Annotated in this window: 3 protein-coding genes; 1 reads left to right on the top strand and 2 read right to left on the bottom strand. The window is 71.3% G+C overall.

The features are described 5' to 3' along the window. On the bottom strand, positions 1–13138 hold a 13138-nt coding region (locus AB0E24_RS45170; protein WP_359385782.1), incomplete at its 3' end, for an SDR family NAD(P)-dependent oxidoreductase. A gap of 227 nt (positions 13139–13365) precedes the next feature. Here AB0E24_RS45170 and mhpA point away from each other — a divergent pair. After that, entirely contained in the window at positions 13366–14970 is a 1605-nt protein-coding gene (gene mhpA / locus AB0E24_RS45165) for a bifunctional 3-(3-hydroxy-phenyl)propionate/3-hydroxycinnamic acid hydroxylase MhpA (protein ID WP_359385780.1), read from the top strand. On the opposite strand, the gene AB0E24_RS45160 is transcribed toward mhpA, so the two are convergent. After that, complete coding sequence (locus tag AB0E24_RS45160) at positions 14967–17840, bottom strand: helix-turn-helix transcriptional regulator (RefSeq protein ID WP_359385784.1); 2874 nt, start codon at positions 17838–17840, stop codon at positions 14967–14969. The genes mhpA and AB0E24_RS45160 overlap by 4 nt on opposite strands. Positions 17841–18076: the final 236 nt, after the last annotated feature.

The raw sequence follows: 18076 nt of genomic DNA, 5'->3' as shown, positions 1-18076 counted from the left end.
GCACCAACCCACCCAACCCCACCAACAACTCCTCACGACCACCCGCCACCACCACCCCACGATCCGACAACCCCGCCCGACCACAACCCAACGCGAGGCTCAACTCGCCGAGATCCTGGTCCGGTCGCTGATCCAGGAAGGACAACAGCCGCTGTGCCTGGGCGCGCAGCGCGTCCTCGCCTCGCGCGGACACCGGAAGAAGCGCCAGACCACCCGGCAACTGCGGTGCGGGTAGCTCCGAGTCAGGGACGTCCGAGGGCTGTTCCAGGATGACGTGGGCGTTGGTGCCACTGACCCCGAACGCGGACACCCCGGCCCGGCGCGGACGACCCACCTCAGGCCACACCCGCTCCTCAGTCAGCAGCTCCACCGCACCCGCCGACCAATCCACCTGCGGCGAAGGCTCATCCACATGCAACGTCCTCGGCAACACCCCATGCCGCAACGCCAACACCATCTTGATCACACCAGCCACACCCGCAGCCGCCTGCGCATGACCGATATTCGACTTCAACGACCCCATCAACAAAGGCCGCCCCTCAGGCCGATCCTGCCCATACGTCGCCAACACCGCCTGAGCCTCGATCGGATCACCCAACGGCGTACCCGTCCCATGCGCCTCGACCGCGTCCACATCCGCCGCCACCAGACCCGCACCAGCCAACGCCCGCCGAATCACCCGCTGCTGCGACGGACCACTCGGCGCCGTCAAACCATTCGACGCACCGTCCTGATTCACCGCACTACCCCGCACCACCGCCAACACCCGATGGCCGTTCCGCTCCGCGTCCGACAACCGCTCCACGAGCACCACACCCACACCCTCGGCCCACCCCGTACCGTCCGCCGCGGCCGCGAACGACTTGGATCGGCCGTCGGGGGCGAGCCCGCGTTGACGGGAGAACTCGACAAAGGCGTCCGGCCCGGCCATCACCGTCACCCCACCGGCCAGCGCCATCGAGCACTCCCCCGCCCGCAACGCCTGCGCCGCCAGATGCAACGCCACCAACGACGACGAACACGCCGTGTCCACCGTCACCGCAGGACCCTCGAACCCCAGCACATACGACACCCGACCCGACAGCACACTGCCCGCGCCGCCGGTCATGAGGTAGCCCTCGGAGCCGTCGGGGGCCGTGCCGAGGCGGCTGGTGTAGTCGTGGTTGACCATTCCGGCGAAGACACCGATGTCCCGGCCGCGCAGCGAGACCGGGTCGATCCCGGCGCGCTCCAACGCCTCCCATGACGTCTCCAGCAGCAACCTCTGCTGTGGATCCATCGCCAGCGCCTCACGCGGCGAGATCCCGAAGAAGTCCGCGTCGAACTCGGCCGCGTCATAGAGAAAGCCACCCCGACGCGCATAACTCGTCCCCGCGTGATCCGGGTCCGGGTCGAACAGCTTCTCCAGATCCCAGCCTCGGTCCGCCGGGAACTCCCCGATGCCCTCGCCCCCGGCCAGAACCAGCTCCCACAAGTCCTCGGGCGAGGCCACCCCACCCGGCAACCGGCACGCCATCCCCACGATCGCGATCGGCTCGGTGGGATCGCCCACCGGCCACGCCGATCCGGTCCGTCCGGTGTGCTGTCCGAGAAGCCGGGCGTGCAGGAAGGAGGCGAGCGCGGCCGGTGTCGGATGGTCGAAGGCGAGCGTGGTCGGCAGCTCGGCCCCGGTCAGCTCCCGGAGGCGGTTGCGGAGCCGGACCACGTTCAGGGAGTCGAAGCCGAGGTCCTGGAAGGCCCGTTCGCCGTCGATCGCCGACGCGTCGTCGTGCCCCAGCACCGCGGCCGAGCTGGTCAGCACCAGGTCCAGGACCAGCCGGTGGCGCTCGGCCTCGGTGCCGGCCATCAGCCGCTCGACGAAGGGCGTGGCCCCGCCGCCCTGGAGTGCGGCGGCCTCCGGCAGTGACCGGTCGGCCGGACGCAGCTCACCTGCCGTGCCGGAGTCCGTTACGAGAGCGCCCGGTGCGGCGGCGTCTGACAGGAGGGCGTCCGATGCGGGGGCGTCCGGCCAGTACCGCCGGTGCTGGAAGGCGTACGTCGGCAGGTCCACCCTGGGCCGCGACGTCCCCGGGAGCAACGCGGTCCAGTCGACCGGTACGCCCCGGACATGCAGCCGCGCGAGCGCGGCCACAGCGGCGAGCGGATCGGCCTGTTCGCCGTGCAACGTGGGCACGAACATGGCCGGGTCGGCGCCGTCGCCCAGCGCTTCCTGCGCCATGGCGGTGAGAACACCTCCGGGGCCCAGTTCGAGGAAGGTCGTGACGTCCCGGGTGTGGAGCGTCCTGACACCGTCGAGGAATCGGACGGTCCCGCGTGCGTGCTCGACCCAGTAGTCGGGGGAGCACAGCTGGTCGGTGGTGGCCAACTCGCCCGTGACGTTGGAGACGATGGGCACCGCCGGAGGCGCGTACGTCAGCCCGGCGGCGACGGCGCGGAACGCGTCGAGCATGCCGTCCATGTGCGCGGAGTGGAAGGCGTGGCTGACCCGTAGGCGCTTGGTCCGGTATCCCTTGGCCGCGCACCGCCGCGCGACGGCCACTACGGCGTCCTCATCGCCGGAGACGACGACGGAGGCGGGGCCGTTGACCGCGGCGATGTCCACGGCGCCCGGTGCATCGGCCAGCAGGGACCGCACCATGGCCTCGGGGGCGTTGAGCGCGAGCATCGCACCACCGGGCAGGGCCTGCATCAGCCGTGCGCGCGCGGCCAGCAGTGCGGCGGCGTCGTCGAGGGACAGCACGCCCGCCACATGCGCCGCGGTCAGCTCGCCCACGGAGTGTCCGGCGAGGATGTCGGGGCGCACTCCCCAGGACTCGTACAGCCGGAACAGCGCGGTCTCCACCGCGAACAGCCCCGCCTGGGCGAACACGGTCCGGTCGAGCAGTTCCGCTTCGGGGGAACCGGGCTGGGCGAACACGACGTCCCGGACGGAGTGCGTGACATGCCCGGCATCGACCAGATGCCGGTCCAGTCGCGCGCAGGCCGCGTCGAAGGCATCGCGGAACACGGGATACCGCGCATGGAGTTCCCGGCCCATGCCCGCGTGCTGGCTGCCCTGTCCGGTGAACAGCACCGCGAGCCTGCCGGGGCTCGGCACACCTCGTGCGACGGGACCGTCGGTCGGCCCGGTGATGGCCTCCAGCCCGCTCAGCAGCTCCGCACGCCCCGTGCCCACGACCACGGCGCGGTGTTCCAGCGCGGCTCGTGTGGTGATCAGCGAGTGTGCGATATCGCCCGGGTCGAGCTCCGGGTGCGTGCGGGCGAACTCCGCGAGCCGGGCCGCCTGGCCGTGCAGCGCATCGGCGCTCCTGGCCGAGATCACCCACGGTACGGCGGGGATCGTGTCCGGATCCTCCGGGGTGGGCGCGGCGACGGTGGCCGGTGCCTGCTCCACGATCACATGGGCGTTGGTGCCACTGACGCCGAACGCGGATACCCCGGCCCGGCGCGGGCGCTCCGCGTCCGGCCACGGCCGTTCCTCGGTCAGCAGCGCCACCGACCCCGCCGACCAGTCCACTTCCGGGGTGGGGGCGTCGACATGCAGCGTCCGTGGCAGCACACCGTGTCGCATCGCCATGACCGTCTTGATCACACCGGCCACGCCCGCGGCGGCTTGGGCATGACCGATGTTCGACTTCACCGACCCCAGCCACAGCGGCCGGTCGCGGTCCTGTCCGTAGGTGGCGATGATGGCCTGCGCCTCGATGGGATCGCCCAGTGCCGTCCCCGTGCCGTGCGCCTCGACCACGTCCACGTCCGCGGCCGCCACACCCGCGCTGGCCAGCGCCTGACGGATGACACGCTGCTGCGACGGACCGTTGGGCGCGGTCAGGCCATTCGACGCACCGTCCTGGTTCACCGCGCTGCCCCGCACCACCGCCAGCACCTGGTGACCGTTCCGCTCCGCGTCCGACAGCCGCTCCAGCAGCAGTACGCCCACGCCCTCGGCCCACCCCGTGCCATCGGCCGAGGCGGCGAAGGGCCTGCACCGGCCGTCGACCGACAGTCCGCGCTGACGGGAGAAGTCCACGAAGGCGTCGGGCCCGGCCATCACCGTCACCCCACCGGCCAGCGCCATCGAGCACTCCCCCGCCCGCAACGCCTGCGCCGCCAGATGCAACGCCACCAACGACGACGAACACGCGGTGTCCACCGTGACCGCGGGGCCCTCCAGGCCCAGGGTGTAGGCCACGCGTCCGGACAGAACGGCCGCGGAGACCCCGGTGATCCGGTGTCCCTCGACCTCGTGCGGAACGTGGCGCAGACGTATCGCATAGTCCTGGGTGTTCATTCCGGTGAACACTCCGACAGCGCTGCCGCCCAACGCGGTCGGGTCGATCCCGGCCCGCTCGAACACCTCCCATGAGGTCTCGAGCAGCAGCCGCTGCTGCGGATCCATCGCGAGCGCCTCACGGGGCGAGATTCCGAAGAAGTCGGCGTCGAACCCGGCGGCGTCGGGCAGGAAGGCGCCGTGCCGGACGTAGGAGGTGCCGGGGTGGTCCGGGTCGCTGTCGTAGAGTGCCGACAGATCCCAGCCCCGGTCGTCCGGGAAGTCGCCGACGGCGTCACCGCCCTCGCTGATCAGGCGCCAGAAGTCCTCGGGGCTGCTCACCCCACCCGGAAAGCGGCAGCTCATGGCCACGATGGCGATGCCATCGTCGGACGCCTCGCCCGCAGGTTGCGGGGCGGCGGGAGCGCTCGGCGCCCCCAGGAGTTCGGCGTGCAGATGCCTGGTGAGGGCGAGTGGACTGGGGTGGTCGTAGAGCAGGGTCGAGGGGAGCCGGAGCGCGGTGGCCGCGTTGAGCCGGTTGCGCAGTTCCACGGACGTCAGCGAGTCGAACCCCAGCTCCCGGAAGGCCCGTCGGGCGGCGATGCCCTCCGCCGAGGAGTGCCCGAGCACCTGGGCGGCATGGTGTGTGACCAGGTCCAGCAGCGTCCGCTCCCGTTCGGCGGGGTCCGAGGACTCCAGCCGCCGTACGAGATCGGTCCGCGGCGATACCGTCGGGCTCACGACCCGGCGGCCCGGTGGCACCAGCTTGTGCAGCAGCGGTACGACCGGGGTGGCGGCCGCGTCGGCGCGCAGTCCCGCGAGGTCCAACCGGGCCGCCACCAGCGCGGGCGTGGCGCTGCGCAGACCGGCGTCGAACAACGCCAGACCGGTCTCCTCCGACAGGGACGTCACACCGAAGCGCCGGGTGTGCTGCCGCAGGTCGGACGTGGTGAGATGCGCGGTCATCTCGCTGCTGAGCGCCCAATGGCCCCAGGCGAGCGCGGTGGCCGGGAGCCCCGCCGCCCCGCGCCGCTCGGCCAGTGCGTCCAGGAAGGCGTTGGCGGCGGCATAGTTCGCCTGCCCGGGGTTGCCGAAGACACCTGCGGCCGAGGAGAACATCACGAACGCCGCGAGATCCATGTCACACGTCAGCTCGTGCAGGATGACGGCCGCGTCCGCCTTGGGGCGGAGGACGGTGTCCAGCCGTCCCGGTGTCATGGCGGTGACCATGCCGTCGTCCAGGACCCCGGCGGTGTGGACGACAGCCGTGAGGGGCGCATCGGCTGGAATCGAGTCCAGCAGGTCCGCCACCGCGGTCCGGTCGCCGATATCGCGGGCCACGGTGCGTACGGACGCGCCCAGCGCGGCGAGTTCGGACTCCAGCTCCGCCACGCCTTCGGCGGCAGGGCCACGGCGACTGACCAGCAGGAGGTTGCGTACACCGTGCTCGGCCGCGAGGTGTCGGGCGAGCAAGCGGCCCAGCGCACCGGTGCCACCGGTGATGAGAACCGTGCCCGCCGGGTCCAGCGGCCGGTGTAGCGCCTCCTCGTCCTGCGCGGCACGCACGAGCCTCGGTACGGATGCCACCCCGGCGTTGATGGCGATCTGCGGTTCGCCGGTGGCCAGTGCGGCAGGCAGCAGCGCGCGGGAGGCGTCGTCCTCGTCCATCGCCACCAGGACCAGCCGGTCCGGGGCCTCCGACTGTGCCGAGCGCACGAGTCCCCAGACCGCGGCGCAGATCGGATCGGTGATCTCGCGTGTGACGATGACCAGCCGCGAACCGGAGTCCGGCGCGGCCATCCACGCCTGGACCCACTCAAGCGCCTGTGAGGTCAGCGCCCGGAGGCCGAGTGTGGTGTCGGTCAACTCCGCGCGTACGAAGGGCGGTACGTTCCCCTGGGCTGCGAACGTTGTCAATTCGGCCGGGCTCGTCACCATCACCGGATCCGAGGTGGTCAGGGCGGTCGCAGCCGACACGACCGGGAGGGGGAACCACTCCACCTGGAACAGCGCGTCGTGTGGAGCAGTCCCGGCCCCCGGCGCCAGTCCCTCGGCGGGGAGCGGCCGCGAGGTCACCGAGCCCACGGACCCGACCGCGCCTCCGGCGGAGTCCGCCAGCTCCAGTGTCACGCCGCCCTGGCCGTCCGGGCTGATGCGCGCACGCAGTGCGCTCGCCCCGGTCGCGGACAGGGACACCGCGCGGTAGGTGGCGGGCAGCGCCGATGCCCCACGGTGAGTGTCGGCGTGGCATACGGCTTCCAGCAGTACGGGGTGCAGTGCGTAGCGCGTCGTGTCGGGCTGCTGGTCATCGGCCAGTTCCACCTCGGCGAAGACGTCGGCGCCGCGGGTCCACGCCGAGCGCAGTACGCGGAACGCCGGGCCGATGCCACGTCCGCCCCGCGCCAGCTCCTCGTACACCTGGTCCACATCGATGGGGGTCGCTCCGGTCGGCGGCCACGGTGCGAGGTCGATCTCGGGTGCGTTGGTGGTGACGGCCTGGGCCAGCGTGCCCGTGGCGTGTCGGGTCCAGTCCGCTCCGTCCGATCCGTGGCCCTGCCGCCGGGAGTGGACGGTGAGGCGCCGTCGACCGGAGTCGTCCGCCCCATCGACGACCACCTGTAGCTGCACGCTCATGCCCTCCATGAGCACGAGCGGGGCCTCGATCAGCAACTCGTCCACGACACCGCAGCCGACCTCGTCACCGGCACGTACCGCCAGCTCCACAAAGGCCGATCCGGGGAGGACGACCGCGCCGGCCACCGTGTGGTCGGCCAGCCACGGGTGGGTGCTCAGAGACAGCCGGGAGGTGAACAACACCCCGTCCATGTCCGGCAGTTCCACCCATGCGCCGAGCAGCGGATGCTGAGCACCGGCGAGGCCGACGGCGGTCACCTCTCCGGTCCGGCGGCCACTCTTCAGCCAGTAGTGCTGACGCTGGAAGGCGTAGGTCGGGAGGTCCGGGGCCGCGTGTGCCGGGATGTCGTCGAACAGGGCGGTCCAGTCGACGGGGACACCGTGTACGTATGCCTCGGCCAGGGAAGTGAGCACACGACGCATATCACCCTGATCCCGGCGGAGCGTCCCGGTCGCCACGACCGGCCCGGCGTCCGCTCGCTCCGCCGCCGCCTCGATACTCATCGTCAGCACCGGATGCGCGCTCACTTCGACAAACGCCCGGAAGTCCGCCTCCAGCAGGCGCTCGACGGACGGGCCAAAACGGACGGTGCTCCGGAGATTCCGATACCAGTACCCGGCGTCCAGCTCGGCCGTGTCCAGCCACTCCGCCACCACCGTCGAGAAGAACGGAATACGTGAGGACACCGGACGAATTTGCGCCAACGACCGGGCCAGCTCGTCCTCGATCGCTTCCACCTGCGCCGTATGCGAGGCGTAATCCACCTCGATCCACCTCGCCCGCAACCCCGCGCCCTCACACTCCGCCACCAACTCCCGCAAGGCATCCGGCTCACCGGCCACCACCACCGACAACGGCCCATTCACCGCCGCCACCTCCACCCGACCACCCCACCGCTCAACCAGCCCCTCCGCCTCCGCCACGCCCAACGCCAACGACACCATCCCGCCCCGGCCCGAGAGCCCAGCCGCCACCGCCCGGCTGCGCAGCACCACCACCCGCGCCGCATCCTCCAACGACAACCCACCCGCCACACACGCCGCCGCGATCTCCCCCTGCGAATGACCCACCACCACCGACGGCACCACACCAGCCGCCAACCACACCCGCGCCAACCCCACCATCACCGCAAACGACACCGGCTGCACCACATCCACCCGATCAAAACCCGGCGCACCCCCAACGCCCCGCACCACATCCAGCAACGACCACCCCGTCAGCGGATCCAGCGCCTCGGCGCACTCCCGCAGCCCCTCCGCGAACACCGGCGAGGACTCCAGCAGCTCCGCCCCCATTCCCACCCACTGCGCCCCCTGACCAGGGAAGACGAACGCCACCCGACCCCGGACATCCGCACTTCCCGGCCCACCGCCCTCCGCTACCGCCGCGAGACCCGTCAGCGCCTCACCCCGGTCCCCCGCCACCACCACCGCTCGGTCCGACAACGCCGCCCGGCCAGAGGCCAGCGCCGCTCCCAGCTCCACCATGCCCACGTCCGGGTGATGCTCCATGAAGTCCAACAGGCTCCGCGCCTGCCCGCGCAACCCGGCACCGCCACGCCCCGAGACGACCAACGGCACCACACCACCAGGGGCCTCCGGCACCGGAACACCACTCTCAGGCCGGTCCGGAGCCTGCTCCAGAATCACATGGGCGTTGGTCCCGCTCACCCCGAACCCCGACACTCCAGCCCGGCGCGGGCGCCCCACCTCAGGCCACACCCGCTCCTCGGTCAACAGCTCCACCGCACCGGACGACCAATCCACCTGCGGCGTCGGCTCATCCACATGCAACGTCCTCGGCAACACCCCACACCGCAACGCCAACACCATCTTGATCACACCAGCCACACCCGCAGCCGCCTGCGCATGACCAATATTCGACTTCAACGACCCCATCAACAAAGGCCGCCCCTCAGGCCGATCCTGGCCATACGTCGCCAACACCGCCTGCGCCTCGATCGGATCACCCAACGGTGTGCCTGTCCCATGCGCCTCGACCGCGTCCACATCCGCCGCCACCAGACCCGCACCAGCCAACGCCCGCCGAATCACCCGCTGCTGCGACGGACCATTCGGCGCCGTCAAACCATTCGACGCACCGTCCTGATTCACCGCCGAGCCCCGCACCACCGCCAACACCCGATGCCCACACCGCTCCGCAACAGACAACCGCTCCAACACCACCACACCCACACCCTCGGCCCACCCCGTACCGTCCGCCGACGCCGAGAACGACTTGCACCGGCCATCGACAGCAAGTCCGCGTTGACGGGAGAACTCCACAAACGAGTCCGGCCCGGCCATCACCGTCACCCCACCCGCCAGCGCCATCGAGCACTCCCCCGCCCGCAACGCCTGCGCCGCCAGATGCAACGCCACCAACGACGACGAACACGCCGTGTCCACCGTCACCGCAGGCCCCTCGAACCCCAACACATACGACACCCGACCCGACACCACGCTCGCGGAGGTGCCGGTCATCAGATGGCCTTCCAGACCAACCGGTGCGTCTGTCCCTTCGCCGGCGCCGACTCCGTAGTTCTGATGCATCATCCCGGCGAAGACGCCCACGTCCTGGCCCCGCAGTGAGACCGGATCGATCCCCGCCCGCTCCAACGCCTCCCATGACGTCTCCAGCAGCAACCTCTGCTGCGGATCCATCGCCAGCGCCTCACGCGGCGAGATCCCGAAGAAGTCCGCGTCGAACTCCCCCGCGTCATGGAGAAATCCGCCCCGACGCGCATAACTCGTCCCCGCGTGATCCGGATCCGGGTCGAACAGCTTCTCCAGATCCCACCCCCGATCCGCCGGGAACTCCCCGATGCCCTCACCCCCGGCCAGCACCAGCTCCCACAACTCCTCCGGCGAGCCGACCCCACCCGGCAACCGGCACGCCATCCCCACGATCGCGATCGGATCATCGACCGCGACCACCGCCGGGGCCGAAGCCGGGGAGGTCGACAGCCCCGATGCCACTGCCGTACTACCGCCGAGCAGCTCCCGCCGCAGCATGCTCCCCAACTCCACCGGTGTGGGGTGGTCGAAGGCGGAGGTGGCGGGCAGGCGGAGCCCGGTGGCCTCGCTCAGCCGGTTGCGCAGCTCCACCACGGTGACCGAGGTCAGGCCCAGGTCCGTGAAGGCCCGATCGGGCTCGACGGCCTGTTTGTCGGCCAGGCCCAGCAGGTCGGCGAGGTGTTCTCGGACGAGTTCGGTGAGCAGCCGGTCCCGTTCGGCCTCGTGCGACTCCATCAGCCGCTCCCGCAGGGCGACCGTGACGGCGTCGTCCACGGTGGCGGCGCGGGCCGGTATGTCGAGCAGGTCCTTCAGCAGCGGGGAGGTCGTCCCGGTCGGTACGGCGGTCGAGTCGAGCTTCATCGCCGCGAGTTGGGCCTGGTCCACGGTCAGCGCGGCGTCCAGCGCCGCGAGCGCTTGCTGCCTGCTCAGGGCACCGGCCGTCTCGTCGGTCTCGCCCTGCCACGGCCCCCAGGCGATGGACTGGGCCGGTGTGCCCCGCATGCGCAGATGCTGGGCGTAGGCGTCGAGGAAGGCGGCGGAGGCGGCCTCGGTGGTTTCGCCTGCCGCGCCCAGCAGCCCCTTGGTCGAGGAGGACAGCACAAACGCGGTGAGGTCGGCGTTCCGGGTGAGCTCGTGCAGCGTTCTGGCCTCGGCCGCCACTCGTCCGTCGGACGGCTCGTCCACGGCCTCCCAGGCGTGTACGACGACGCTCAAGGGGCTTTTGGCCTTGGCCAGCGCCCGCCTCAGTTTTGTGCGGTTGTCCAAGTCGCATTCGACGAGTTGGACATCGGCTCCGGCGTCGGTGAGCTGTGCGCACAGCTCACCGGCCAGACCGCCCTGCCCCGGCGGGGCGATCAGCAGCAGCCGACGGATGCCGTAACCGGTCGCCAGATGCCGGGCGATGACGGCGCCACGCCGGGTGTCCACTCCGGTGACGACCGCGGTGCCGTCAGGGTCGAAAGCCACGGAGGAGACCCGCTCGGTGTCCCCGCCCCCGTCCGCACCCGCCTCCAGGCCCCCGTCCAGCCCCCTGTCCAGGGCCACGCGCTCAAGGCGTGGCAGCAGCACGACGCCCGAGCGCACCGCGCTCTGGGGCTCGCCCGAGGCCACCGCCGCCACCAGCGCATCGGCACACGCCTCGTCATCCGGCTCACCATCCGGCTCGCCATTCAGCTCGTCTTCCGGCTCATCGAGGTCCACGATGACGAGGCGGCCGGGATGAGCGGCCTGGAGGGAGCGCACCAGCCCCCACAGCGCGGCCTGCTCCGGATTCCGCACATCCTCGCCCGTGGTGGTGGCCATGGCACTTCGGGTGAGGACCACCAGGAGCGCATCGGACAGCTCGGCGGAGGCCAGCCACGTTTCGACTTCCCTCAAGACGCCCTCGGTGGTGTCCGCGGGGGTCGGCAGCAGGGCTACGGCGGGCGGGGCGTCTCCGGTGGCCACCGCCGCTCTCAGTCCGGCCACGTCGTCAGCCGTGTCGAGGCGCCCGGCCGGTTCGGTGCCGGTGGCCCACGGCAGGCCGGCCAGTTCCAGGGGCCGCCGTCCGAGCAGGACCCAACGGCCGGGCCGGGGCCGCGCCACGGACAGCGGAGAGGCGGACGGCCGCGGCGCGGACGGCTGAGGAATCCACTTCGTCCGGAAGAGCGCGTCATGGTAGGCGTTGCCCACGGCGCGCAGCCGCGCCGGGCCGTCCAGCAGCCGGTGCCGGGTGACCTTGCCGGTCGCGGTACGCGGGATCCGCGTGATCTCGTACAGCTCCTCGGGGACCTTGAAGTACGAGAGCCTCTCCCGGCATAGGGCGAGCGCCTGGGCGGGGTCGAAGCCGCCGGGTGCGGGGACGATGAAGGCCACGGGGACTTCACCGAATACATCGTGCGGCTTGCCGACCACGGCCGCGTCGGCCACGCCCGGCGCCATCCGCAGGACGTCCTCGACCTCGGCCGGGTGGATGTTCTCCCCGGCGCGGATGATGAGTTCCTTGAGCCGGCCGGTGATCGTCAGATAGCCGTCCCGGTCGCGGCGGGCGAGGTCTCCGGTCTGGAACCAGCCGTCCCGCAGCGCCTCGGCGGTGGCCTCGGGCTGGTTGTGGTAACCGGCCATGATGTTCGGGCCGCGGACCCACACCTCGCCCTCGGTCCCGTCGGGGACGTCCAGGCCGGTTCGGTGGTCGACCACGCGCAGCGCCAGACCGGGGACGGGGAGTCCGCAGGAGCCCTCGACCCTCGCGCCGGTCGGCCAGTTGATGGCGATCGAACCGGAGGTCTCGGTGCTGCCGTACGCGTCGATGAGCGGGGCCCCGAAGGCGTCCTCGACCGAGTGCCGCAGCGCCGCGGTGGTCACGGCGCCGCCGACCAGGCCCACCCGCAGCTCCGGGGCGGTGAATCCGGGCGCCTTGGAGGCGCGGACGAGGTAGTGGCACAGCGTGGGGACTCCGGCGATGACGGTGGAGCGCTCCTGGCCCCACTGCTCCAGCACGTCCTCGGCGGAGTGTCCGTCGGTGATCCGGGCGGTGGCCCCGACAGCCGTCACGGCCAGCACGCATACGATGTGGGAGAGGCTGTGGAACAGGGGCAGCGGCCAGAGCACACGGTCCTCGGCGGTGAGGCCGAGCGCGGGCACGTACGACGCGGCGACCGACCAGAGGCAGTTGCGCTGGGTGGCGAGCACGCCCTTGGGGTTGCTTGTGGTGCCGGAGGTGAAGAGCATCCAGGCGATGTCGTCGAGCCCGTGGTCGTCGCGGGCCGGGGTGCCCGGCTCGGTGGTGGCGAACCGCTCGTACGACAGACTGCCCGCGGGGACCGGGTCCTCCCCCACCACCAGGACGGTCAGCGGACTCGGCCCGGGGTTCAGCCGTCGTAGCAGCGGCAGGTGTGCGGTGTCGGTGATGACGACCTGGCTGCCGCTGACGGTGAGCAGATGCTCCAGTTCGGCCTGGGAGACATGCGGATTGACCGGGACGCCGATGCCACTGGCGCGGACGACGGCGAAGTAGCTCTCCACCATCTCGACGCGGTTGCCGAGGAACATGGCCACGCGGTCGCCCGGCAGCAGGCTCAGCCCGGCGAGATGTCCGGCGAGCCGGCGGGTGCGCGTCTCCAGTTCGGCGTAGCTGATGGCTCGACGGGCGTCGCTGTAGGCGGTTTTGGTGCCGAAGCGGCGGCTCTGCTCTGTGAGGAGGTCCTGGATCGGGCGGATCAGTTCGGTGCGCAGCATGCCACCTCTACCCTCCCTGCGGTCAGGGTTCCGGGTGACGCGCAACAGCTTCACCCATTCCAGCTTCACACCGGAAAACTAGAAGAATCCCCTCATTCACCCCCCTCATCCCCCCTTACTTGGAGATCGTCGAGCCCCCTCTTTCCGACTCCACTTTCCGAGTCCGCCGGGCCCGCGCTGGTAGGTTCACGGCACCGGAGGAGCGGCGCCGGAGGAGGGAGGAGCGGATGTGCTCTGCGGGCTCTGGGCAGGGGTCGGTCACACCGGAAGCGGATGTGCTCATCGTCGGCTACGGACCCATCGGACAGGTGCTGTCCATCCTGCTGGCCACCCGGGGCTGGCGGGTGCTGGTGGTGGAGCGGTGGGAGAAGCCATACACACTGCCGCGGGCGACCAGCTTCGACGGTGAGACGGCCAGGACCCTGGCGTCGCTGGGGGTGGCCGACGCGTTCGCGGAGATCGGACTGCCGGCCGACGCCTACGACTGGCGCAACGCCGAGGGCAGCTCCCTGCTACGGGTCGAGCTGGCCGAGCGGGGTGCGCACGGCTGGCCGGAGACGACCACGATGCACCAGCCCGCGCTGGAGGCGGTGCTGTGCGCCCGCGCGGAGCGGCTGCCCCAGCTGCGGGTGCTGCGCAGTTACGGCGCGACGGACCTGGTGGACAACGGTTCCGGGATCGAGCTCACGGCCACGGACACCGCGGGCGAGCGGCTGCGCTGCACCGCCTCCTGGGTGATCGGTTGTGACGGGGCGAACAGCTTCGTCCGCGACCATATCGGGGTGCGCGGTACGGACCTCGGTTTCTCCTTCGACTGGCTGCTGTGCGATGTGGTGCTCCATGAGCCGCGGGTGTTCTCGCCGCTCAATGTGCAGCACTGTGATCCGGCCCGGCCGACGACGGCGGTGGGCAGTGGACCGGGGCGTAGGCGCTGGGAGTTCATGCGGCTGCCCGGGGAGAGCGTGGCCGAGCTGAACCGGGCGGAGACGGCCTGGCGGCTGCTGGAACGCTTCGACGTCACTCCGGAGAACGCCACCCTTCAGCGGCACACGGTCTACAGCTTCCAGGCCGCCTGGGCCGATGAGTGGCGGCGGGGCCGGGTGCTGCTGGCCGGGGACGCCGCCCATCTGATGCCGCCGTTCACCGGTCAGGGCATGTGCGCGGGCATCCGGGACGCGCTCAATCTGTCCTGGAAACTGGATCTGGTGCTGCGGGGCGCCGCCGGTGAGGGGCTGCTGGACAGCTATCCGCGGGAGCGCGTCGACCATGTGCGGGAGGCCATCGACACCGCGGTGCGGCTGGGCAGGGTGCTGTGTGTGACCGACGCCGCCACCGCCGCGAGCCGGGACGCCTCGCTGCTCGCGGGCATGGACACCGGCCGGGGCAGGCAGCACGGCGTGGGTGCGCCGCTGCGCACCGGTCTGCTGTACACCGGTATCGGCACATCACCGGTGCCACCGGCCGGGGAGGTGATGTCACAGGGCCGCGTACGGCACGAGGGCGTGACCGGTCTGTTCGACGAGGTGGTGGGCACCGGTCCGGCGCTGCTGGGGTCGGCGGATCCGACCGCGGCGCTGGAGGAGTCGCAGCTCGCCTTCCTCACCGGGCTCGGTACACGTCTTGTGCATATGGTGGCGCTGGGCGACGAGGCGGCACCGAGCGCCGTCGTGGATGTCGACGAGGTGTATCTGCCGCTTCTGAAGGCGGCACGGGCACGGTTCCTGCTGGTGCGCCCGGATCACCACATCTACGGCGCGGCCCGCACCTCCCGTGAACTCACCGCGCTGGTCGGCCAATTCAGGTCCGGGCTGCTGGACCGAGAAACAGGCTAGAGGAAATGCGGCAGATCCTGCCGCCGCTTGACGTTGACTTTACGGAACACCCGCGTGAGGTGTTGTTCGACCGTGCTCGAGGTGATGTAGAGCTTGGCGGCGATCTCGCGGTTGGTGTAGCCCTTGGCCGCCAGCAGCGCGATCCTCCGCTCCTGGGTGGTGAGCGCGGACAGCCCGTCCTGGTGCTGTTTCGCGGATATCGCGGCCTCGGGGTCGATGGGGTCGAGAGCGGCCTCCCGGCACAGGTGCTCGGCCCCGGTCTGCTTCGCGAGGTGCCAGGCGCGGTGGGCCACCCGGCGGGCGTTGCGCTGGTCCCCGGTGTCCTTGAAGGCGGTGCTGAGGTCGATCAGGGCACGGGCGAGTTCGTAGTCGTCGCCGCTGTCCTTGAGCATGTCGACGGCCTCGGTGAGCAGTTGCGGACGGCGGCTGACCCGGCTGACCGCGGCCAGGGTGCGCAGGCACAGCCCGCGGGCCCGGGAGGGGCCCGGGAGCAGTCGGGCGATCTGTTCCCGTACCAGACGTTTGGCCTGGTCCTGGTCGTCCTGTGCCAGCCATGCCTCGGCCGCGCTGGTGCGCCATGAGACCACGTCGGCGCCGGGTGCGTTCCAGGTCTCGGCGAATCTGCCGCAGGCCAGGAAGTCCGCGAGCGCGGCCTGTGGGTGGTGGGTGGCCAGCCGGTAGTGGCCCCGGGCGTGCAGATAGTGTGCGCCGTGGCGGCTGTGCAGGGCCGGTTCGGGGATCGGCTGGGCCACGTACTTCTCCGCCTGCTCCAGCCTGCCGGAGCGGGTGGCGGCGAGGATGGCGCAGCCCAGCACCCCGGCCAGGCCGATGCCCCAGCCCTGGGGCGGTACGAGGGCCATGGCGCGGGCCGCCAGGTCGTGGGCGGAGATCAGCTGTCCCTGCCGCAGATGGGCCTCGGCGCGGATGGCGAGGAACTTCCCCTGCCAGGCCACGGCGTGGTGGGCGGCGGCCTCGGTCTCGAGCTTTTCGCACCAGGCCACGACCTCGTCCGGGCGGCCCGCGTGGAGCAGCGCGCGCAGGGCGAGCGCTCCGGACTCGGCGTTCCACAGCGAGCCGTGGTCGAGGTGGAAGGTGCGCAGCAGCAGTTCGGCGCGGTGCGTCAGCTGGTCGTTGCCCCCACGGATCAGATCGTCGGCCAGGGTGACCGCCGAGGGCAGCCATGGGTCGTGGCAGGGGGCCGCCTCGGGGGTGGCCGCGGCGACCGAGTGGGCCAGTTTCCGCAGCCCGGTGTGGAGGGGGTACGCCATCGCCGCCCAGTTCGTCAGGGGGCGGAGGTCCTCGGTTCCGGGGCCGATGCCCTGGTGGGCGCGGGTGCGCAGGGCGTCGAGCAGGGCGGTCAGCTCATCGAGCGCACCGGCCCGGACCAGGCCGAGCACCAGTTCGGAGACCTCCCGCCGGTCCAGGTGGCCCGCGGTGAAGTCGCCCAGCTGGGGGCGCAGATGACGGACGGCGACCTGCGGTTTCAGCTGCCACTCCAGCCGGCTGAGCCGGGCGCGGATCCGTGCCGCGGTGGGGGCGTCGGCCCGGGTGCGCTGGGCGAGGTCCAGACAGCTGAGCGCGGTGCCCACATCGCCGGTCGCCAACGCCTCGTCGGAGGCCGCCACCAGCACCTCGGTGGCGCAGTCGGCATCGGGGTCCCCCGCGGCCATCAGCTGCCCGGCCACCGTCAGCGCGGGCGCTCCGGCCTCGTGCAGCAGCTCGGCGGCGGCGCGGTGCAGTGCGGCCCGGCTGTCGGCGGGCATGTCGTCCAGTACGGCGGTGGCGGCCACCGGATGGCGGAACGCGTGGCCCTGGGTGAGCAGTCCGGCGCTGACCAGGGCGTGCAGGGCCCAGCCGGTCACCGTGGCGTCCACTCCGGCCAGTCGGGCCACGTCCGCCACCGGCGCCGCACCGCCGAGCACGGCGAGGGCGCGTACCACGGCCAGCATCGACGGCCGGGAGTGCGCCACGAGGTCGAGCAGTGCCTGTCCGTAGCCTTCCGGGTAGCCTGCGCCACCCGCCTGCTGATCGATGATCAGGGCCTGGACGGCCAGCGGATTGCCGCCACTGACGCGGTGGAGCTCGGCGGTGAGCCGGGGGGAGGCGGTGTGCGGTCCGAGCAGCCGGATGGCCAGGGCGTCGACTCCGCGGCGGCTCAGGGGGCGCACGGCGATCCGGTGTGCGTTGGGGCTCTGCGAGAGCAGCCCGGCCAGCAGGGGTGAACGCGGCCACCGCAGGGTGTGGTCATCGGTGATCAGCACCAGGATGCGGGCGGAGTGCAGCCATGGGACGAGTCCGGCGAGGAAGTGCAGGGAGGGCGGGTCCAGGTAGTGGGCGTTGTCGACACAGATCACCAAGGGGGTGGTCTCGGACAGATGGGCCAGCTCCATGGTGAGCTTCTGGAAGGCGTCGACGACCTGCACCTCCCAGTCGCCGTCGGTTAACTCCCCATCGATGACGGTTTGTTCGACCGCCGAGGCGAGCAGCTCGCGCACCCGGTCCCGGCCGGGCGGCGGAATCGTCATGCCGTGGAAGAGCTGGGTCACCACACCGAACGGCAGCAGGTGCTCCCGGAGCGAGGCGGTGGCCCTCAGGACGCGGACGCCGCCCGGTTCCAGGGCTTCGAGGAACTCGTGCACCAGCCTGCTCTTGCCAGTGCCCAGCGGCCCGTCCACGACGGCCAGCTGCCCCTTGCCCCTCGACGCGTCGGCGAGCAGCCGGCCCAGACCGGCCAGGATGTTGTCACGCTCGACAAGGTCGGGCGGTGACCCGCCGGGCCCGCGACCCCTCTCGCCTCCCCGGTCCTCCTGGTCCCCCCGGAAACCGATCGCCGGCCGACCGGCGCCGGCCGTGGAATCGTGGCATTCCATCAAGCTCACAGGCACCCCAGCTTTCTGCGATTCCTCCATCCGCGCGGCCACGCACAGCGGCGTGTCTCCGCGCGAAAGCCCATGACGAACAGACAGAACTCCTCGGCGGCGCAGGTGCGTTGCCCATCCTCAATGCCCATGACAGAGGCCGGGAGAGAATGGATAGGAGAAAGACGCGAGCCGGGTAGGAGCCTTGTGTATCAACAGCATGTAAACAGCGTGTGGCTGCGGCATGC

The organism is Streptomyces malaysiensis subsp. malaysiensis (genome assembly GCF_040653035.1).
GTDB classification, from domain to species: Bacteria; Actinomycetota; Actinomycetes; order Streptomycetales; family Streptomycetaceae; genus Streptomyces; species Streptomyces malaysiensis.
Note: the sequence above shows the minus strand (reverse complement) of the source record. Positions and strands in the feature narration are given on the sequence as shown.

Excerpts from the sequence above, each read along its gene's own strand:
- mhpA (WP_359385780.1), top strand. The coding sequence starts at position 13,366 with ATGTGCTCTGCGGGCTCTGGGCAGGGGTCGGTCACACCGGAAGCGGAT.
- AB0E24_RS45160 (WP_359385784.1), bottom strand. The coding sequence starts at position 17,840 with ATGGAATGCCACGATTCCACGGCCGGCGCCGGTCGGCCGGCGATCGGT.